Annotated in this window: 15 protein-coding genes; 5 read left to right on the forward strand and 10 right to left on the reverse strand. The window is 67.9% G+C overall.

Features of this window, described 5'->3' with window-relative positions; genetic code table 11:
• Positions 1-42: 42 nt before the first annotated feature.
• A complete protein-coding gene (locus BKA23_RS15455) occupies positions 43-2,673 on the reverse strand; it encodes an FHA domain-containing protein (protein ID WP_145230088.1) in 2,631 nt (876 codons plus the stop codon).
• Between the two features lie 91 nt (positions 2,674-2,764).
• Complete coding sequence (locus tag BKA23_RS15460; RefSeq protein ID WP_145230090.1) at positions 2,765-3,916, reverse strand: FHA domain-containing protein; 1,152 nt, start codon at positions 3,914-3,916, stop codon at positions 2,765-2,767.
• 150 nt (positions 3,917-4,066) lie between these two features.
• On the opposite strand from BKA23_RS15460, the gene BKA23_RS15465 reads away from it, so the two are divergent.
• From BKA23_RS15465 to BKA23_RS15485, 5 genes are read left to right on the forward strand one after another with little or no spacing between them, the layout of a single operon-like run.
• Positions 4,067-5,524: an NAD(P)/FAD-dependent oxidoreductase gene (locus BKA23_RS15465; RefSeq protein ID WP_211841763.1), complete on the forward strand. Its 1,458-nt coding sequence runs from the start codon at positions 4,067-4,069 to the stop codon at positions 5,522-5,524.
• A 9-nt stretch (positions 5,525-5,533) separates the two neighbouring features.
• Positions 5,534-6,808 (forward strand): M16 family metallopeptidase, encoded by a 1,275-nt coding sequence (locus BKA23_RS15470; protein ID WP_145230092.1) that lies wholly within the window; start codon positions 5,534-5,536, stop codon positions 6,806-6,808.
• Positions 6,808-8,154, forward strand: coding sequence for a M16 family metallopeptidase (locus BKA23_RS15475; protein WP_145230094.1), 1,347 nt, complete (start codon positions 6,808-6,810; stop codon positions 8,152-8,154). The genes BKA23_RS15470 and BKA23_RS15475 overlap by 1 nt, the downstream gene beginning before the upstream one ends.
• 50 nt (positions 8,155-8,204) lie before the next feature.
• Positions 8,205-8,831, forward strand: a complete 627-nt coding sequence (locus BKA23_RS15480; protein ID WP_145230095.1) for an ArsR/SmtB family transcription factor — start codon at positions 8,205-8,207, stop codon at positions 8,829-8,831.
• Positions 8,828-10,114 (forward strand): MFS transporter, encoded by a 1,287-nt coding sequence (locus BKA23_RS15485; protein WP_145230097.1) that lies wholly within the window; start codon positions 8,828-8,830, stop codon positions 10,112-10,114. Before BKA23_RS15480 ends, BKA23_RS15485 begins: the two co-directional genes overlap by 4 nt.
• Positions 10,115-10,682: 568 nt before the next feature.
• Here BKA23_RS15485 and gabT read toward each other — a convergent pair.
• From gabT to aroA, 8 genes are all read right to left on the reverse strand, one after another.
• Positions 10,683-12,023, reverse strand: coding sequence for a 4-aminobutyrate--2-oxoglutarate transaminase (gene gabT / locus BKA23_RS15490; protein WP_145230099.1), 1,341 nt, complete (start codon positions 12,021-12,023; stop codon positions 10,683-10,685).
• Between the two features lie 226 nt (positions 12,024-12,249).
• The gene (hisN, locus tag BKA23_RS15495; protein ID WP_145230101.1) at positions 12,250-13,044 is read right to left on the reverse strand and encodes a histidinol-phosphatase; all 795 of its coding nucleotides are present in this window, start codon (positions 13,042-13,044) and stop codon (positions 12,250-12,252) included.
• 76 nt (positions 13,045-13,120) lie between these two features.
• On the reverse strand, positions 13,121-13,798 hold the full coding sequence (locus BKA23_RS17870) for a DUF3349 domain-containing protein (RefSeq protein WP_211841751.1): 678 nt from the start codon (positions 13,796-13,798) through the stop codon (positions 13,121-13,123).
• Positions 13,798-14,079, reverse strand: coding sequence for a hypothetical protein (locus BKA23_RS15510; protein ID WP_145230103.1), 282 nt, complete (start codon positions 14,077-14,079; stop codon positions 13,798-13,800). The genes BKA23_RS17870 and BKA23_RS15510 overlap by 1 nt, the downstream gene beginning before the upstream one ends.
• Before the next feature lie 17 nt (positions 14,080-14,096).
• On the reverse strand, positions 14,097-15,311 hold the full coding sequence (locus BKA23_RS15515) for an inorganic phosphate transporter (RefSeq protein ID WP_145230105.1): 1,215 nt from the start codon (positions 15,309-15,311) through the stop codon (positions 14,097-14,099).
• Between the two features lie 66 nt (positions 15,312-15,377).
• Positions 15,378-17,117: an FUSC family protein gene (locus BKA23_RS15520; RefSeq protein ID WP_145230107.1), complete on the reverse strand. Its 1,740-nt coding sequence runs from the start codon at positions 17,115-17,117 to the stop codon at positions 15,378-15,380.
• 5 nt (positions 17,118-17,122) lie between these two features.
• Entirely contained in the window at positions 17,123-18,157 is a 1,035-nt protein-coding gene (gene rsgA / locus BKA23_RS15525; protein WP_211841753.1) for a ribosome small subunit-dependent GTPase A, read from the reverse strand.
• Between the two features lie 3 nt (positions 18,158-18,160).
• The gene (aroA, locus tag BKA23_RS15530) at positions 18,161-19,447 is read right to left on the reverse strand and encodes a 3-phosphoshikimate 1-carboxyvinyltransferase (protein ID WP_145230109.1); all 1,287 of its coding nucleotides are present in this window, start codon (positions 19,445-19,447) and stop codon (positions 18,161-18,163) included.
• Between the last annotated feature and the right edge of the window lie 176 nt (positions 19,448-19,623).

Here is a 19,623-nt window from a genome sequence, read left to right on the forward strand (position 1 = left end):
GCCGACCGGCCCCGTAGCGAGCACACCGAACTCGGTGACCGCTCAGTCGGTCGCCTTGCGCGTCAGCCGCCACAGCGTCACGACGGCGTAGAGCGCGGCCAGCACCAGCATCATCGCCATCGACAGCGTCCACACGCCCGCGGTGTGCTTCCACAACGGGTCGTCCTGCGAGACCAGGATCGAGTGCACGTTCGTCGTTGCTGCGGCGGCTGCGAAGCCCCACCGGGCGGGTGCCAGCCACGAGAACTGCTCGAGTCCGATACGACCGTTGACGGCGAAAAGTCCGCCACAGAGAGCCAATTGGGCCATGATCGACACGACAAGAGCGGGCATCGCCTGCTCGGAGGTCTTCACGATGCTGGACAGCAGCAGGCCCAGTGAGGCCGCTGTGAAGGCAGTGAACCAGCAGGCCGCGATGATCTCGAGCGTGGGGGACCCCAGCACCAATGCCGAATTCGGCATGGGCTTGGTCAGGCTCACCAGCAGCACCATGATGGCTGCCTGCAGCAGGTTCAGCACCCCGAAGATGGTCAGCTTGCCCCACAGGTAAGCCTGCGGCGAGAGACCGACTGCCTTCTCACGGTTGTAGATCGCTCGTTCGCCGACCAACTCGCGGATCGTCGCGGCCGTGCCCATGAACACCGACCCGATCACCAGGAAGACCAGCAGCATCAGCGGCTCAGTCGTGTGGAATCGCACCTGCCCCGGCCCCATTCCGATCGCCGGCTGCTGCTTCAGGCCGTAGGAACCAGGCACCAGCATTGCGACGAGGGCCAAAGCGATCGGCAGCGCGATCATGAAGATCGAGTAGCCCTTGTCGGCCAGGATCACCCGAACGTGCCGTCGCGCCAGGGTGGACAGCTGCGAGGGGATGCTCTGCTGCCGGGGCGGCTTCTCCAGCGGCGGCGCCTCCCGGCGCGGCGCGCTGAGCGGGCCTTCGACCTGCTCGCTCTCCATCGGCGATTCGCGGAACCGACGCTGCGCGGCGTCCGGGTCAGCCGTGACGGTGTTGAAGACATCGGCGAAGTCGGTGGCGCCGAAGAAGCTCAGGATCTCTCCGGGCGGGCCGAAGTAGGCGACCTTGCCACCGGGTGCGAGCAGCAGCACCTTGTCGCAGACGTTGAGGTTGGCGACGCTGTGGGTGATGACGCCGACCGTGCGACCGCCGTCGGCCAACTGCCGCAGCGTCTGCATGACCTGTTTGTCCAGGCCCGGGTCGAGGCCGGACGTCGGCTCGTCCAGGAACAGCAGGGACGGCTGGGTCAGCAACTCCAGGGCCACCGAGGTGCGCTTGCGCTGGCCGCCGGACAACTTGTCGACCCGGGTCTGGGCGTGCTCGGTCAGCCCGAGCTCTGCCATGACCTCTTCGACGCGCTTGTTGCGCAGTTCCTTGTCCAGGTCGTCGGGGAAGCGCAATTCGGCGGCGAACCGCAGCGCCTGGCGCACGGTGAGCTGCCGGTGCACGACGTCGTCCTGCGGCACGACGCCGATGCGGTGCCGCAGATCCTGGAAGTTCTTGTAGAGATCCCGGCCGTCGTAGTAGACCTCGCCCTCGGTTGCCGGCTGTGATCCGATGAGCGCCTTCAGCATCGTGGACTTGCCCGCGCCGGACGGACCGATGATCGCCAACAGACTCGAGCCCTCTAGCGCGAAGGACACGTCATCCAGCAGCTTCTTGCCGCCGGGCAGGGTGAACGTGAGGTGGTTGGCGACGAAGTTGACGTCGCCTTCGTCGACGCTGGCGACCAGTTGGCCCTGCCGGACGGTGAAGCGGGAGTGGCCGATGGCCAACAGGTCGCCTTCGCCGAGGTAGCCCTGGCCGATGCGCTGACCGTTGATGTAGGTGCCGTTGCGGCTGCCCAGGTCGCGCACCTGGAATCCACCGGGTGCGGGGACCAGTTGAGAGTGCTGCCGCGAGGCGAGCAGGTCGTCGATGACGATGCGGTTCTCCAGGCCTCGTCCGATGGTGATCGGACCTCCCGGTGCGCTGTGGTCCTGCCTCGCGGGTTCCACCGGCATCACCTGCGGCGTCGAACCGGTGACCATCGCGTGCCCGGAGTCCATCGGAGGTCGCTGCTGAATCAGCCCGCTCGGCAGCGAGTGCCGGTCGAAGACGACACCGGTGTGGCTGGGCACCTTTGGAAGCGCAGCGACCGATGAGCGCTTGCGAGGCAGCGGCTGGCTGACCGGGGACTGCGCCGCGGCCGGCGTCTGAGTCGGGGGAGTCGGCGCCGCGGTCCGCGGCAGCTGCGTCTGGCCGGCGGGCGCAACGGTCGGATCGACGACCGGAGCGGCAGGTATGCCGGAGTCCGCTGGTTGCGAAGACCGAACGGGCAGAGGCGAACTCGGCATACGGCGCACAGCACCCGCCGGTGACAGCCGGACTTCGACAAGGGGTCCGGCGGCGCCTCCGATGCGCACCACCGATCCGCTGCCGATGGCCGTCGGAACGCTGATCCGGTTGCCGTCGACGAAGGTGCCGTTCGAACTTCCGAGGTCGGTCACCACGACATTTCCACCGACGAAACTCAGTTCCAGGTGACGGCGGGAGGCGAGGGTGTCGGTGATGACGAGATCACAGCTGAGGCCGCGACCGATGGTGATCGCTGCTCCTTCGGCGAGCGGAACGGTTCGCCCGTCGCAACTGATGTCGATCGTGCTGGTGATGCTCACGGTGTGGAGTCCTAACGCGGATGGCCCGTGGGTGCGGGTCCCTTCCGCACCCCCCTCGGTTGCACACCTTAGCGAGGAGCGGCCGCTCGGGTCAGAGCGTGACCAGCCAGCCGTCCCGCACTTCAAAGGTCGCCGCGCCGATGCCGATGCGGTCACCCTCGGTCAGGTGCGTACGTTCGACGCGCCGACCGTTGACGTAGGTTCCATTGCGGCTGCCGAGGTCCTCCAGCACCAGTCCCTCGTCGTCTGCGGTGATGCGCACGTGCTGTCGTGACACCAGCATGTCGTCGAGGACGATCGAGTTGCCACGCGAGCGTCCGATGGTGAGCGCGTCGTCGTCGGGTTCTTCCTGGGCGGCCGGTTCGGGCACGGCCGGGCCAGTGCCTGCTGCCGGCTCGTATTGCTGTGGCTGGGGAGGCTGAGGGCTGTATGGCGCAGCCGGGGCCTGCGGCCGGTCGTTCTGTGTCGGAGCGACACCACCGAAGGGCGGGGCCGAGTGCTGCTGCGGCGGGATGCCGAACGGGGCCGACGGGGCGGCAGGCGCGGACTGCTGCTGAGGTTGTTGTGCCGGTGCCGGTGCCGGTGCAGAGCCGAAGGGCGTGATCGGTCGTGGCTGTTGCTCATCCTGGGCGGGTGCCGAGCCGAACGGCGAAACGGGTCGCTGCGGCTCGCTCGGCGCTGATTCCGAACCGAACGGCGAGGCTGGCCGCTGTTCGCCCTGGGCCTGGCCGGCGCCACCGAAGGGAGCTGAGCGCTGCTGCGGCGGGACTCCGAACGGGGCCGGCGGAGGCGGTGTCGACAGGTAGGCGGCCTGCACGAACGGCTGCTCGGCCGACGCGGGACGCTCAGGAGACTCCGGGTGGGACTCGTGCGGTGGGGCGGCAGGAGCCGGCGACTGGCCCTGCGGCGCCGATCCGGCGGGCGGGGCAAGAGGCGGCGGGAATGCGGGTGTGGCTTGGCCCTGCCCTGGGTAGGCCGGTGTCAGCGGCGGCGGGGTGTCCTGCCGTGCGCCGGGCTGCTGGTTGCCGGCCCCCTGCTGGGTGGCGACCCACTGGCCGTGGACGTCCTGAGCGGTCGGCGCGGCGCCCGGTGTCACCCACGGCTGCTGCTGACCCTGGTCGCCTCCAGGCTGAAAGGCCGGCGGGCCGTCCCAGCGCCCAGGACCCTCGGAGCGCTCAGCCCATTGGATCGGAGCGGCCTGAGCAGGCTGCGCGGGCGGCATCTGGTCATGCGAATCGCTCATAAGGGGTCTCCGGCTGAGAGGTGATCGGGCGCCGTCCAGCGTAACGCGCGATTCGGGGACAGTCGGCCTCTCCTACTAACCTCGAAGGCGCAGGGTCCGGACCATCGTCATACGTGCTCAGACTCGAGGTGACCAGCGTTGTCAGATTCACTGCAGGACCAACGGGATTCGGCGGTCGTCGCCGTTCCCGACGGAGCCGTCCCGGGCCGGCACCGGGTCGTGATCATCGGCTCTGGTTTCGGGGGTTTGTTCAGTGCGCGCGCCCTGGCTGACGCAGATGTCGACGTGACGTTGATTTCGTCGACAACCCACCACCTGTTCCAGCCGCTGCTCTACCAGGTCGCAACGGGCATCCTGTCCGAAGGTCTGATCGCCCCGGCGACCCGCGAGGTGCTCGCGAAACAAGGCAACGTCGAGGTCGTCTTCGGTCACGTGCGCGAGATCGACCTCGCTGCTCGCACTGTCGTCGCCGAGGCGCTGAGCGCGCGGACGACATATTCCTTCGATTCCCTGATCGTCGCTGCCGGTGCGGGTCAGTCGTATTTCGGTCATCCCGAGTTCGCGCGCTTCGCGCCCGGGATGAAGAGCATCGACGACGCGCTGGAACTGCGCGGGCGCATCTTCGGTGCCTTCGAGATGGCCGAGATCGCTGCTGCGTCGGGTCGCGAGGCCGACCTGGAGCGGCTGATGACCTTTGTGGTCGTCGGTGCCGGCGCGACCGGTGTCGAGATGGCCGGTCAGATCGCTGAGTTGTCCAAGCGCACGCTGCGGCACGATTTTCGCAACATCGCCTCCAAGAACGCCCGCATCGTGCTGCTGGACGCCGCCGATCAGGTGCTGCCGGCCTTCGGTGACCACCTCGGAGACAAGGCGCGAAAGCGCTTGGAATCCATGGGTGTCGAGGTGCAACTGGGCGCCAAGGTGATCGACCTCGACGCCGATGGCATCGAGGTGGAGGACCCCGACGGCACCCGTCGGCGTGTGGAGGCGCTGTGCAAGGTGTGGGCCGCCGGCGTCCAGGCCAGTGAGCTGGGCCGGACACTGAGCGAGCAGAGTGGCGCTGAGCTCGATCGGGCCGGCCGGATCCACGTGCAGCCGGATCTCACGCTGCCGGGATATCCGAACGTGTATGTCGTGGGCGACATGATCACCCTCGACAATCTGCCGGGCGTGGCACAGGTCGCCATACAAGGCGGCAGGTTCGCGGCCAAGCAGATCGTGCGGCGGCTGCAGGGCGAAGCCACGCAGGAGAAGTTCTCCTACTTCGACAAGGGCTCGATGGCCACGATCTCGCGGTTCAGCGCCGTGGCCAGCGTCGGCCGGTTGCGTTTCTCGGGATTCGTCGCATGGCTCATGTGGCTGGCGGTGCACCTGTTCTACATCATCGGTTTCAAGAGCCAGATCGGCACGTTCTTCCACTGGGCAGTGTCCTTCCTGGGCCGCCAGCGCGGCGAGCGCACGTTCACCGAGCAACAGATCTACGCGCGCCTGGCCATCGACAGGTTGGGCAGCGATTTCCGGCCGAGCGCCGACCTCGGACCGGCGGCACCCGCCGCCACTGGTGCCATCGACCGGCCGGACGACCGATCGGATCCATCAGACGCTTAGGGTTCGTCCATGCCGCTGGATTACCCCGTCACCCGACACCGCCTCGACAACGGATTGCGTGTCGTGGTCTCGCAGGACCATTCGGCTCCGATCGTCGCGGTGAATCTGTGGGTCGGCGTCGGGTCGCGGCACGAGCAGCCCGGGCGTACCGGCTTCGCGCACCTCTTTGAGCACCTGATGTTTCAGGGTTCGGCGAACGTCGCTGAGGGAGAACACTTCTCGCTGCTACTGGCACAGGGCGCACAGCTCAACGCGACCACCTGGTGCGATCGCACGAACTACTTCGAGACCGTCCCCTCGGAAGCGCTCGACCTGGCGCTCTGGCTCGAAGCAGACCGGCACGGGCGGCTGCTGCCGGCCGTCACCCAGGCCAACCTCGACAACCAGCGCGACGTGGTCAAGGAGGAAAAACGCCAGCGGTACGACAACGTGCCGTATGGCGAGGCCATGACGCGGTTGGGTGAACTGGTGTTTCCGCAGGGTCATCCCTACCACCACTCCACCATCGGGTCGATGGCCGATCTCGACGCCGCCTCCGTCGATGACGTTCATGCGTTCTACGAGCGGCACTACCGGCCCGACAACACCGTGCTGACGCTGGTCGGCGACATCACCGAAGAAGCCGGATTTGCTGCCGCCGAGCGGTATTTCGGCGAATTGACGATTCCGGAGCAAGCCCTGCCCGAGGTTGTCTCGGCGCCATTGCCGCCACTGTCGGCGCCGTTGCGGCTCGACATCACCGCTGACGTGCCCGCCGACCGGACCTACCTCGGCTTCCGCCTGCCCGCGGACGGCTCGCCGGAATTCACGGCCTGCGAGCTGGCCTTCGATCTGCTGGCCGGGCTGGCCACGTCGCGGTTGTACCGGCGGATGGTGCGCGGTGAGCAACTGGTCACGCACGTGTCGCGCAGCGCGACCGGCCGGATCGACGGCACCTCGATGGGGATGCTCGTCTTCGACGCAGCAGAAGGTGTGTCGGCCGACCGGGCCGAAGAGGTGCTCTGCGAAGAGCTCGAGCGGCTGGCGCAGGTGCCTCCGACCGAAGTCGAGATGGCAGCCGTCGGCGCGGACATCGAACGCTGGTGGCTGCAGGGTCTGGCCCAGCAGGACGAGCGCGCCGACACGATCTGCGGGGACGCCCTGCTGCACGATGACCCGGGTCGCCTCAATGCCTATCTCGACCGGGTCGCAGCGATCACTGCCGAAGATGTATGCCGCGCTGCCGCAACCTATCTCGACCCTGCCGCCCGCGCGGTGGTCCGCTACGCGAAGGAGGGCAACTGATGGTGCGACCCAGGCCGGAGGTGGCACCTGCGCAGCCGTGGAGCTTCCCGAAGCCCGCGTCATACCAGCTCGGCAACGGGTTGCGGGTCGAGTTGTTCAACAGGCCCGGACAGCACGTCACCTCGACACGGTTGCTCGTGCCGGCGCCGTTGGTGGTCGAGCCGCGCGACGTCGAGGGGGTCGCGGCGATGGTGTCTCGCACGATGGATGAGGGGACGCAGTCGCATTCGGCGGACGAGCTCGCGGAGCTGTTCGAGCGCGACGGAGTTGCACTGGGCGCGGGGTACGCCGCACGCGGGCTCACGGTGGAACTGGAGGCGACCACCTCGCACACGGAGCGGGGGTGGGAGTTGTTGCGCGAATGTCTCAGTGAGCCGGTGTTTCCCGAGGCGGAGGTGGACCGGCACGTGCGCCAGCGCCTCGCCGAGATCGACCACGAGTTCGCGTCACCCGGCAATCGCGCAGCCCTGGAGTGGTCTTCGACGTTTTACGAGTCCCGGTCACGAGCTTCGCGCCCGGCGTGGGGAAGCACCGAGTCGGTCGGCCGGATCACCAGCGCCGACTGTGTGCGGTTCCACCAGCAGTGGGTGCGGCCCGGCGGCGCGACGGTGGTCGTCGCCGGAGACCTCGACGAGCCGGTGGTCCTCGCATCACTGGAGCGAACCCTCGGGCAGTGGCATACCGAATCGCCCGCGGATGCCGATGATTCGCTTGCCGCGATCGTCGCCGAGGCGACCCCGAGGCTGGTCTTCGTCGACCGGCCGGGCTCGGTGCAGACCGAGATCATGATCGGCTCGCTCGGGCCGGATCGCCGGGCGCCCGGTGGGTGGGCGCCATACCCGGCGTTGAGCTTTGTGCTCGGTGGCGCGCCGACTGCCCGACTTGACTCCGTGCTGCGAGAGGAGAAGGGGTTCACCTACGGGTTCCGCGCGGGCTTCCGGCCGCGGTCGTCCGGCGGCACCTTCTTCGCCGCAGGCTCGGTACGGGCCGATGCCACGGTCGAAGCGCTCGAGATCGCCCTCGACGTGCTCGACGGGGCCGGTCGCGGATTCACCGGGACGGAGGCTCGAATGGCCGTCGACTACATCGGCAAGACCGCGCCGGCGCGCTATGCAACCGCGGACGCCGTCGCCGACGAAGCCGCCTCCCTGCGCCTGGACGGGTTGAGCACCGGCTTCGTCACCGACTATCTGGCTCAGTTGGCGACGCTGACGGCCGCTGACCTCGACCGAGCCTGGCAGCTCTGGGCGAACCAGCCGCGCTGCATCGTGCTCGTCGGGGACGCCCAGTTGTATGCCGATGCCGTGCGCTCGCTCGATGTCGGCGGTGTGACCGTCGTCCACTAATTGCAAAGAATTGTTTGCAAAATAAGATTTGCGGTTCTACGGTGGGCGGTATGCCGACCGACGAGCGCGCACCGCGCGACATCAGCAAAGTTTCTCCCGACACCACGCAGCTGAAGGCGATGGCGCATCCGGTGCGGCTGAAGATCCTTGGCATGCTGCGCATGGACGGTCCAGCGACCGCGTCCGGGTTGGCCGCTCGCCTGGGCCTCAACTCCGGCGCGACCAGCTATCACCTGCGACAACTGGCCGATGCCGGGCTCATCGTCGACGACGACGCCCGCGGCAATGGCAGAGACCGCTGGTGGCGCGCTGCGCACGAATCCACGACGACCCGGCATGTGTCGTGGGACGAGCCGGAGAAGCGTGCGGCCGTCGACGCATTCATCGCCACAGCGGCCGGACAGATGGTCGCGGTGCTGCAGGAATCGGTGGCCGAGCGACCGGAATTGCCGGAGGAGTGGGCCGAGGTCACCGATGCCAGTGACTACGGCATCTGGCTCACGCCGGCCCAGGTGAAGGACGTTACCCGGCAGCTGCATGAGGTGCTGTCTCAGGTCTATCGCTCGGCGCCGACCCGGGAGGAGGCCGGCCCGGACACCGCCCAGGTGTTCTTCCAGTTGCATGCGTTCCCCGCTCCGGGCCGCCTGCCGCATCGTGCAGCACGCGAGATGCCGTGAGCAGTCGCAGGCCGTTCATCGCCCTCGCGATCGCGGAGACCTTCTCGATCTCGGGCACGCGACTGTCCCAGATCGCCATACCGTGGCTCGTCCTGACGACGACCGGATCAGCGACATGGACGGGTGTCGTCGGCTTTGCCGAGATCCTGCCGTATGTCGTGGTGAAGGCTCTGGGTGGGCCGATCGTCGATCGGGTTGGCGCGAAACGTGTTGCGGTGACAGCAGATTCGGTCAGTGTGCTGGTGGTCGGGCTCATCCCGGTGCTGCACTGGCTCGGCGCGCTGCACCTTGCTGTGCTGTTGCCGATCGCCGCTGTCATGGGCGCGGTCCGAGGTCCGTCGGACGGAGCCAAGGGTGCGTTGATCCCGGGCGTTGCCGCGTTCGGTGGCCTGCCGCTGGAGCGGGTCACCGGGGTCGAAGGTGCCATCGAGCGACTCGGCAGCACCGTCGGAGCGGCCGCGGCCGGGGGAGTCGTCGCGCTCGTCGGAGCCCCGCAGGCGCTGGCCGTCAACGCCGTGACATTCGCGATCGCGGCGATCTGTATCGGCCGCTTCGTGCCACGATCGGTGTCACCTGCCCGGCCGGCGGCGGAGGATGGTGCTGCGTCATACGTGCAGCAACTGCACGAAGGTTGGCGATTTCTGCGAGCGGATGCGGTGCTGGTCGGGATCACTGTGATGATCTCCATGACCAACTTCCTCGACCAGGCCTGGTCGGCGGTGCTTGTGCCGGTCTGGGCGGAGTCGGGCGGGCACTCGGTCGGCGAGGTGGGTTTGGTCTTCGCGGCGTTGTCGGGTCCGTCGATCCTGGGGGCCGTGGTGGCGGCGAGTATGGCGCAGCGACTCCCGCGCCTACCGGTCTACCTGATCGCGTTCCTGGCCGTCGGGTTGCCCAGGTTCCTTGTCATGGCCGTGGATTCGCCGTTGTGGCTGGTGCTGGTCGTGATCGGAATTGGTGGCTTCGGTAGCGGATTCCTCAATCCGATCCTGTCGGCGGTCATCTTCGAACGGATCCCGGAGCCGCTGATCGGTCGTGTGTCGGCGCTCAACACCTCACTGTGCTGGTCGCTGATCCCGTTCGGCGGCCTCGTGGGAGGGGTGCTCGCCACCAGTGTCGGGCTGCGAGCCACGCTGATCGCGGCCGGTGTGTGCTACTTCCTTGTGACGCTGATGCCATTGGTGCGCAAGAGTTTTCGGGAGTTTTCCACCCGCCCGACCGTGGCACCAGGCGGCGTCGCCGGGCTCGGAGTGGTGGCCGATCCCGCGAAGGAAGCCGTCGGCTGACGAGCCCAGCGTGGCGACCGCCCCTCCTTCCGGTTGACCTGGCAGGCGATGTCGCTATCCAGCGCGGTCAACGATCACTGGTGCCAGGTCAACCTATGTGGCAGGTGTGGCGGCCCGGTCGGGCCTGATTTCGTGCACCCTTTCGTTGACCTGGCAGGCGATGTCGCTATCCAGCGCGGTTAACGACGCCTGGTGCCAGGTCAACCGATGTGGCCGGCGTGGCTGGGCCCGACTTCGCGCGACGACGCGTATGGCGTGGGCGGGCCGGTGTGCACGGAACCGTTGGTTGAGCTGTCGCGCGATGTCGTTATCCGGCGCGGTTAACGACCACTGGTGCCAGGTCAACCTATGTGGCTGGCGTGGCTGGGCCCGACTTCGCGCACCCTTTCGTTGACCTGGCGGACGATGTCGTTATCCGGCGCGGTTAACGACGCCTGGTGCCAGGTCAACCCGCCGCCAGGTCGACCTTGCGCGGCGCACGCAGCCGAAAGGGGTGGTACCGGCACGTCGCCGGCGCCACCCCTTTCTTGTCTGCGAACCGAACCGGCTTGTCTGCGAACCGCGCCGGTCAGGCGAGTTCGGCGAACGCCTGGCCCAGCACCTGCAGACCCTCGGTCAGCAGCTCGTCGCTGATGACCAGCGGCGGCAGCAACCGGATCACATTGCCGTAGGTGCCACAGGTCAGGATGATCACACCCTGCTCGTGGCACTTCTTGGCGACGGCGGCCGTGAGGGCCGCGTCGGGCTCCTTGGTGCCGGGCTTGACGATCTCGATCGCGAGCATGCCGCCGCGGCCACGCACGTCGCCGATGGCCGGAGTGCTGGCCTGCAGCTGACGCAGGGTGGCCGTCGCAAGCTGCTCGATCTCGGCCGCGCGGGCGACGAGCCCGTCGGACTGCATGGTCTCGATGGCTCCGAGTGCTGCTGCGCACGCGACCGGGTTGCCGCCATACGTGCCGCCCAGGCCACCGGCATGCACGGAGTCCATCAACTCGGCGCGACCGGTGACGGCTGCGAGCGGCAGACCGCCCGCGATGCCCTTGGCCGTGGTGACCAGGTCAGGGACGACACCCTCGTGGTCGCATGCGAACCAAGCTCCCGTGCGGGCGAATCCGCTCTGCACCTCATCGGCGATGAAGACGATGCCGTTGTCGGTGCACCACTGCGCGATGGTGGCCAGGAAGCCCGGGGCCGGGACGATGAAGCCGCCTTCGCCTTGGATCGGCTCGATGATGATCGCGGCGATCTGGTCGGCGCCGATGGTCTTCTCCGCTGTGCCGATCGCACGCTGCGCGGCCTGTTCACCGGTCATGCCCTCCGGGTCGCGGAACGGGTATGACGTCGGCACCCGATAGACGTCGGACGCGAACGGACCAAAGCCCTTCTTGTACGGCATCGCCTTGGCGGTCAACGCCATCGTGAGGTTGGTGCGGCCGTGGTAGGCGTGGTCGACTGCGACGACGGCCTGCCGACCGGTGGCGTAACGCGCGATCTTGATGGCGTTCTCGACTGCTTCGGCGCCGGAGTTGAACAGCGCCGACTTCTTGGCGTGGTCACCCGGGGTGAGCTCGGCCAGCTTCTCCGCGACGGCGACATACTCCTCGTAGGGGCTGATCATGAAGCAGGTGTGGGTGAAGTCGGCGACCTGCTGCTGCACCTGGTCGACGACGCGCGGCGCCGAGTTGCCCACCGTGGTGACCGCGATGCCGGAGCCGAGGTCGATCAGTACGTTGCCGTCGACGTCTTCGATCACGCCGCCGCCTGCGCGGGCGACGAAGACCGGCATCGTCGAGGACACCCCAGCCGCGACCGCCTGGCTGCGCCGGGCCGCAAGCGCCTGCGAATTCGGGCCGGGCAGAGCGGTTTTCAGCTCGCGACGCTGAGGGATATCGGTGGTCGTGACAGTCATGCCAGCTCCTTCGTGATGGTGCCCGCAGGTGGGCGCATCGGTACACAGCAAGTGTGCCACCGAGCAACATTCGATTTCGAATCGACGGAGAAATTGCCCATCGTGTGGTCTCAACGCCAGTGGTTGTTTCGGGCGCGTGATCGACCCGTCACCGGCAGGTATGCCGCAGCCCAGTCGGCGGCCCGGGTCTTCTCGTGGGTTGCCTCGTCGGCCGGTGGCGCCGGTGTCAAGGCCGGGCAGGTGCCGCCAGTCGGGCGAGGACCTCGTCGTGCAACAGGCCGTTGCTCGACAGCGCATTGCCGCTCCACGGTCCGTCCCGGCCGTCAAGGCCGGTGAACCGTCCGCCGGCTTCGGTCACGATCGGTGCCAGCGCGGCCATGTCGTAGACCTCGAGGGAGGGCTCCGGTGCGACGTCGCAGGCTCCCTCGGCCACGAGCATGTGCGACCAGAAGTCGCCGTAACCGCGCACCCGCCATACCGAATCCAGCAGACCGAGCATCTGCTCGCGGCGGTCGATCTCGGCCCAGTCGCGCCAGTCGCCCAACGACAGCGACGCATCGGCCAGCTGCGAGACGCCGGACACGTGAATCGCCTTGGCACCGGACAGGTTCCGGCCGCTCCACGCGCCGGTGCCCCGGCCGGCCCACCACCGGCGCCCCAACGCCGGGGCAGCGACCAGGCCGAGCACCGGGGTGTCTGCGACGACGAGCGCGATCAGCGTCGCCCAGACCGGCACTCCGCGGACGAAGTTCTTGGTGCCGTCGATCGGGTCGATCACCCACAGACGCTCGCTGTTGCCCTCGGTGCCCTGCTCCTCGCCGAGGACGGCATCGCGCGGCCGGGCCCGTTTGAGTTGCGCCCGGATCGCCTCCTCCGTCGAGGTGTCGGCGTCGGTGACCGGTGTCAGGTCTGGCTTGGTGTCGACGTGCAGGTCGGTCGCGCGAAATCGGCCCATCGTGAGCGGCTCCACGGTGTCAGCCAGGACATGGGCCAGGCGCAGGTCATCGTCATACGAGGGCATGCACGAAACCTAGTGCAGTGCAGCAGCACCCGGCGTCACGGCGGTTCTAGCGCGGGTCGGCAACCGCCGCCACGACTCAGTCGGCGACCGACGCGATCGAGGTCGCCTGGTCACGGCCGCTCTCCAGCGGCCACCCCTTCTTGGCGAGGCGGGCGCGCACTCGGTCGAGGTCGGCGGCGCTGGGCTCGTCGTGTGTGATCTCGGCGATCAGATCGAAGGCGTCGGACTCCAGGATCGGGCCCTTGCCGCCAAGAGTGGCGCGGCGTTCGGCCTTGAGAGTGCGGACCACCTGCTTGACCTCTTCGTCGGTCAGCCGTCGGTGCAGCAGGGCCAGGATCGGCACATAGTCGGTCGTCGGGATGCCCTCGGGATACCCGGCGCGCAGCCAGCCGAGCACCCGCATCAGCACGCCGGGACGGTCCTGACTGGTCGCGTCGCTCTCAGCCGAGTCATCGCTGCCGGTGTGCAGTGACAGGGGCCAACCGGCGGCCGCCAGGCGTGAGGCGACCTCGTTGATGTCGTCCTCGATCGGTGGCGCGTCCTTGATCTGCTCGATCGCGAGTGAGACCGACTCCAGGGTGATCTCGCCGTCGGGATTGTCGGAGATCACCGTCGCGACGACCGATCGCACCTCGTCAGGTGTGAGCGAGCGCTCCAGCAGCGCGAGCAGCGGGGGGAAGTCCTTGGGCGGAATGCCTTCGGGGTATCCCTTGCGGAGCCACTCGGTGATCGATTGCAGCAGGTGTGTCGACATCAGAAGAGTTGTATCCCGAGGTAGTGGGCGATGCTCGCCTTGGTGACATAGAGAACGCCGGTGACGACAGCGGCAGCGACGATCGCGAACAGCACGGAGGCGATCGTCAGAGCCGCGACGTTGCGGGTGGCGACAGTACCGTCCGCCTGCTCGCCGCCGCTGCCCTGGTCCCAGAGCCGTATGCCGACCGAGAACAGAAACGGCAGTCCGGCGCCGAAGAGGAGTCCGGTGACCAGCACCTTCCAGGTGTCGGTGCCGATGGATGTCCAGTCGATGTTCATCTGATTCCTCCTTCGCTTCAGGCCACGCGGGTGGCTTCAGGACGTTCGCTGGGCGCGACGCTGTTGGTCGAGTCGTCCCATGCGGCGTTGACATTGGCGGCGTCGACCTTCTGCTTCTGAGCGCGCAGGTAGATGAAGGCGGCGAGTCCGACGAGGATCACGAAGATCAGCCCGGCCCCGGCGGCGCCGCCGACGAGGTGGCCGACGAAGTAGCTCAGCGCACCCACGATCGCCGCGCACGGCAGGGTGATGATCCAGCCGGCGGCCATCCGCCCGGCTACCGCCCAGCGGACCTTCGCTCCCGGCTTGCCGAGACCGCTGCCCATGATGGAGCCGGTCGCAACGTGCGTCGTGGACAGCGCCATACCGAGGCTGCTGGAGGTCAGGATGATCGCCGCGGAGGACGCCTCGGCCGCCATACCTTGCGGTGCCTCTATCTCCACCAGACCCTTGCCCAGGGTGCGGATGATGCGCCAGCCGCCGATGTAGGTGCCCAGCGCGATGGCGCCGGCACACAGCACGATGATCCAGACCGGCAGTCCGTCGGCCTTGATGCTCTTGTCGCTGAGGGAGCCGTGAGCGATGAGGGCGAGGGCGATGACACCCATCGTCTTCTGGGCGTCACCGGTGCCGTGGGCCAGCGAGACGAGCGAGGCGGTGGCCACCTGGCCCCAGCGAAAGCCTCTGTCCTTGGCCGACTTTCGCGACCGCTTGGTCGTCGCGTAGACCAGGAAGGTGCCGATGGCGGCGATCGCTCCGGCGATGAAGGGCGAGAGCACTGCGGGGATGATGACCTTGACGACCAGGCCGTTCCAGTTGATGCCGCTGGTGCCGATGGCGGCCAGGCCGGAGCCGATGAGTCCGCCGAACAGAGCGTGGGAGGAACTGCTGGGCAGACCGAACAGCCAGGTGACCAGGTTCCACAGGATGCCGCCGATGAGCCCGGCGAAGATGATGAACATCGCCTTTTCCGGGCTGAGGCCGGCTACGAGGCCGCCTGATTTCTTCTGGATCTTCAGCACTGAGGTCGTGACGGTGATTGCCACTTCGACCGATAGGAATCCGCCGACGAGGTTGAGCACCGCCGAGACAGCCACGGCGGCTTTCGGCTTGAGCGCGCCGGTTGCGATGGACGTCGCCATGGCGTTGCCGGTGTCGTGGAAGCCGTTGGTGAAGTCGAATCCCACCGCCGTGACGATGAGCAGAATGAGGATGAAGATCTCTGCGCTCACGAGAATCGAGTATGACGGCATCGTTCGGCGTGTCGGCAACCCGAACGGGAAGACCGGTTGGTTAATTCACTCGATGTTCAGACGCTTCCCGACCCGCAGCAGCACGCGCAGTGCATCGGCGATGCCGGTCGCGTCGACCGGCGTCGTGCCTACCGGAGGGAGATGTGCCAGCAGACGCTGGAGTCGTTGCGCCATCGCATGCGCGTCGAGAGCTGTCACCGGATCGGTCGTCCAGCACGCCGCCAGCACGACATACGTCAGTTCGTTCAAAGCCGTCTCGAGTTCATCCCCATCGGCCAACTCGCCAGGCAGATCGCTCTGTGCGATCTGCAGGATCCGGCCGCACTGCAGCTTCTCGAAGGCCAGATCGCGGCGCGCGGCGTACCCGCTGTCGGTCGACTGCTGACCGTCGCTGAGCAGGAGCAGCAGTCGTTCCAGCGAGCGCAGCGTCCGGCGGAACTGTCGACGCACCAAGGCGATCGGCGTGCGGCGGCCCATGATCCAGATCACCAGCAACGAGGCCGCCGCGCCGATCAGGGTCTCCAGAAAACGCTGGCCGACGATCGTGCCGATCGGCTTGTAGGGACTGCTGGCGGTGCTGATCAGAAGCGCCATGGGTGTGACGAAGATGACAGCGATGGCGTAGTTGCGCACGGCCAGCAACTGGATGAAGAACACCAGCACCAGCGTGATCAACACGACGATGATCCCGCTCAGGTGCAGCGAGTGCACGGCGGCGAACACCCCGATGCCGACGACCGTTCCGGCCAACCGGTGCAGCGCACGGTGGGTCAGGGACAGTCGATCGGCCTGCATCGACATGATCAGCGCCGCGGTCATCACCGACCAGTACGGATGGCCGATGTGAAATCCGTAGGACACCACGCAGGTGAGCAGCACGGCGGCCCCGATACGCCGCGCGGCAAGCCACGGCAGCGAGGCCGTCGACAGACCCCATCTGACCAGGTATGTCGCATCAGGTCGCCCGAGGTAACGACGCTGCTCCATGCCTGAGACGGCGACGGTGCTGCCAAGCAGGTGGATCCGCACGATGCGCTCGACGATGGCGACGTGCAGTCGGCGCAGTTCGGAGTTCATCTGTCGCCAGCGGTGCAGTCGCGGCTCCCGGCCGACGGCGTCCTCCAGAATCATCGACGCTGCAAAGACATTGGCGTAGGCGTTGTCCCGCAAGGCTGCGCGCCGCGACAGCGGGGTGGTCTCGACGTCCGTGTCGAGGTATTCGGTGACGGCCTGGCGCGCGCCGTCCATGGCGTCCTGCTCGGCCTGACGCGGCGTGAGCAACTGCAGCAGCAGTGAAGCGGCCGAGGCTCCGATGCAGCCGATGGCGGCGACCGCGATGATCGAGCCGCGCGCCATACCGACCGAGGGCAGATACGTCGCGATCGCCGGGCCGATGATCAGGAACATTGCGCCGGGTGGCTCGCCCACCAGTGTGTTGTAACCCAGCACGGTGATCACGGCGATGGTGCACAGCAGCATGGTCAACAACACCGGGCTCTCGCCGACGAGCGTGCCGAGCGCCGTGCCGACGATGTAGGTGGCATCCATCGCGCTGAGGATGACCAGCCGGTTGCGGATCGGGCGGTTGCTGGCGACGACTCCGAGGAAGGCGCCCAGCAGGCCGACCAGCGCCAGTGCGGGTCCGAGGATGAGGCTGATCAGGGCGACGGCGACTGCCGTGATCGCCGTGGCGTGCAGCGCGAACTTCCAGCGGCCGGGTGCCGGTTTGACCTCCGCGAAGGTCATCACCTGACGGCTGAGAGCGCTCGGTATGGCGGAGGGCATCGGCGTCAGCCTCGATCCGGACCGTCGCCGGCCTCGCCGGCGCGGGACCGCAGCAGCCTGCGCAGCGACGCCAACCTGGCCACACCGACCGGGCCGGCGTTTCCGGCGGCGACCCAGGCGTCGAGACCGCAGTCCGGCTCGTCGTGACTGCAGCCTCGGGGGCAGTCGTCGGTGCCACCGGCGAGTTCGGGGAAGTACGTGATGATGCGATCGGGGTCGACGTGCGCCAACCCGAAAGACCGCACGCCCGGGGTGTCGATGACCCAGCCGCCGTCGGGCAATGCCAAAGCGATCGCCGACGTCGAGGTGTGCCGCCCGCGGCCGGTCACGGCGTTGACGACGCCGGTCGCCCGGTCCACACCCGGCACAAGGGCGTTCACCAGCGTCGACTTGCCCACGCCCGAGTGCCCGACGAAGACCGTCACCTGATCGTGCAGCCGCGCCCGGACGAGCTCGACCGCGGCACCGTCGAGCGTTCCCTGTGCGGTGCGTGACACCACACAGTGCGGTATGTCGAGCCCGTCGTAGTTGGCCAGGAAACCCTCCGGCGACACCAGATCGGCCTTGGTGAGGACGAGCAGAGGCTCCATGCCCGCGTCGTATGCCGCGACCAGGCAGCGGTCGACCATGCGGGGACGAGGCTCGGGGTCGGCGAGCGCCGTGACGATGGCCAGTTGGTCGGCGTTGGCGACGATGACGCGCTCGTAAGGATCGGTGTCGTCAGCGGTTCGCCGCAGCACGCTGGAGCGGGGTTCGACGCGCACGATCCGCGCCAGTGTGCCCGGATCCCCGGAGGTGTCTCCCACCAGGGCGACGCGGTCACCGACGACGGTGCTGGTGCGGCCGAGTTCCCTGGCTCGCATTGCGGTGACCTCGTGGCCGTCGAGCAGGCAGGTCCACCGGCCGCGGTCGACGCCGACGACCATGCCGATCTCGGCATCGGCGTGGGCGGGGCGGTCTTTCGTGCGGGGACGGCTGCCCTTGCGGCTGGGCCGCACGCGCACGTCGCTCTCGTCATACCGGCGGCTGGGTTGAGGCACCGCTCAGGCGCCGATCATCCGGGCCCACAACGTGGTGAACTCCGGCAGCGTCTTGGCGACGGTGCCGGCGTCCTGGACGGCCACACCGGCGACGCGCAGGCCGATGACCGCCGCAGTCATGACCATCCGGTGGTCGGCATACGTGCGAAAGACATCGCCGTGCATCCGCTGCGGCCGGATGATCAGACCGTCCGGCGTCTCGGTGACGTCGCCGCCGAGACGGTTGAGCTCGGTCGCCAGGGCAGCCAGCCGGTCGGTCTCGTGACCGCGGATGTGTGCGACCCCGCGAAAGTATGACGGTCCGTCGGCGAAGGCGGCGATCGCGGCCACGACAGGCGTGAGTTCGCTGGCTTCGTGCAGGTCGAGGTCGACGGCGGTGATCCGCTCCGGGCCGACCACCGTGAGGCCGTGCCGGTCGAGGGTGACCTCGGCGCCGAACACGCCCAGGATCTCGCGCAACTTGTCACCGGCTTGCGAGGTCGCCGACGGCCAGCCCGGAACGGTCACCCGACCGCCGGTGACGACCGCGGCAGCCAGGAATGCCGCGGCATTCGACAGATCCGGCTCGACGTCGACCTCGAGTGACCTGATCGGCGAGGGCTCGACCCGCCACCGGTTGACGTCGGAGTCGTCGACGAGCACCCCGGCGTCGCGCAGCACCTCGACGGTCATCGCGATGTGCGGCAACGAGGGCACCTGCTTTCCGTCGTGTATGACGGTGATGCCGTCGTCATAGCGCGCTCCAGCGAGCAGCAGCGCACTGACGAACTGCGACGAGCCGGACGCGTCGAGGTGCACATTTCCGCCGGCCACCCGGCCGGCTCCGGTCAGCCGGAAGGGCAGGCCGTCTCCGTCGACGTCGACCCCGATCGTGCGCAATGCCTGCAGTACGGGTGCCATCGGTCGCCGCCGGGCGCCTTCGTCACCGTCGAAGGACACGGTGCCCTCGGCGAGCGCGGCCACCGGAGGCAGGAAACGCATCACGGTGCCGGCCAAGCCGCAGTCGATCTGTGCGGGACCCTGCAACGGCGCCGGCTCGACGATCCACTCCGTGTCGTCGTCGCTGGTCGTGATCGTGGTGCCGAGCGATTGCAGCGCCGAGCACATGAGCGTGGTGTCACGTGAGCGCAGCGGCCGGGTCAGACGCGACGTGTCATCGGCGAGGGCGGCAAGCACCAGGTAGCGGTTGGTCAACGACTTGCTGCCCGGGACGGTCACGGTCGCCTCGATCGGGGCGACCGCCGTGGGTGCGGGCCAGTCATGGCTGGGATGCGGATGTTCGGAACTCATCGGTGACTACGGTAGCGAGGCAAAGGGACACCGAGCGTTTCCGTTCGCCTGCTGTGCCACCGCGGTTCGGTGCGAAGTGTCGATCCTGGTCGGATAGCGAAACTGCTTCCGGCAACCAGTGACATTTCGCGGCCGCGCCGACGGCGCTCTCCTGGTGTGTCGCGACGAGGACCGGT

This window comes from Rudaeicoccus suwonensis (genome assembly GCF_007829035.1).
In the GTDB taxonomy this organism is placed as follows: domain Bacteria; phylum Actinomycetota; class Actinomycetes; order Actinomycetales; family Dermatophilaceae; genus Rudaeicoccus; species Rudaeicoccus suwonensis.

What these genes read in the sequence shown, in the direction of transcription:
- BKA23_RS15460 (WP_145230090.1), bottom strand. Translation starts at nt 3,916, where the DNA reads ATGAGCGATTCGCATGACCAGATGCCGCCCGCGCAGCCTGCTCAGGCC.
- BKA23_RS15470 (WP_145230092.1), top strand. Translation starts at nt 5,534, where the DNA reads ATGCCGCTGGATTACCCCGTCACCCGACACCGCCTCGACAACGGATTG.
- BKA23_RS15475 (WP_145230094.1), top strand. Translation starts at nt 6,808, where the DNA reads ATGGTGCGACCCAGGCCGGAGGTGGCACCTGCGCAGCCGTGGAGCTTC.
- BKA23_RS15480 (WP_145230095.1), top strand. Translation starts at nt 8,205, where the DNA reads ATGCCGACCGACGAGCGCGCACCGCGCGACATCAGCAAAGTTTCTCCC.
- gabT (WP_145230099.1), bottom strand. Translation starts at nt 12,023, where the DNA reads ATGACTGTCACGACCACCGATATCCCTCAGCGTCGCGAGCTGAAAACC.
- hisN (WP_145230101.1), bottom strand. Translation starts at nt 13,044, where the DNA reads ATGCCCTCGTATGACGATGACCTGCGCCTGGCCCATGTCCTGGCTGAC.
- BKA23_RS17870 (WP_211841751.1), bottom strand. Translation starts at nt 13,798, where the DNA reads ATGTCGACACACCTGCTGCAATCGATCACCGAGTGGCTCCGCAAGGGA.
- BKA23_RS15510 (WP_145230103.1), bottom strand. Translation starts at nt 14,079, where the DNA reads ATGAACATCGACTGGACATCCATCGGCACCGACACCTGGAAGGTGCTG.
- BKA23_RS15520 (WP_145230107.1), bottom strand. Translation starts at nt 17,117, where the DNA reads ATGCCCTCCGCCATACCGAGCGCTCTCAGCCGTCAGGTGATGACCTTC.
- aroA (WP_145230109.1), bottom strand. Translation starts at nt 19,447, where the DNA reads ATGAGTTCCGAACATCCGCATCCCAGCCATGACTGGCCCGCACCCACG.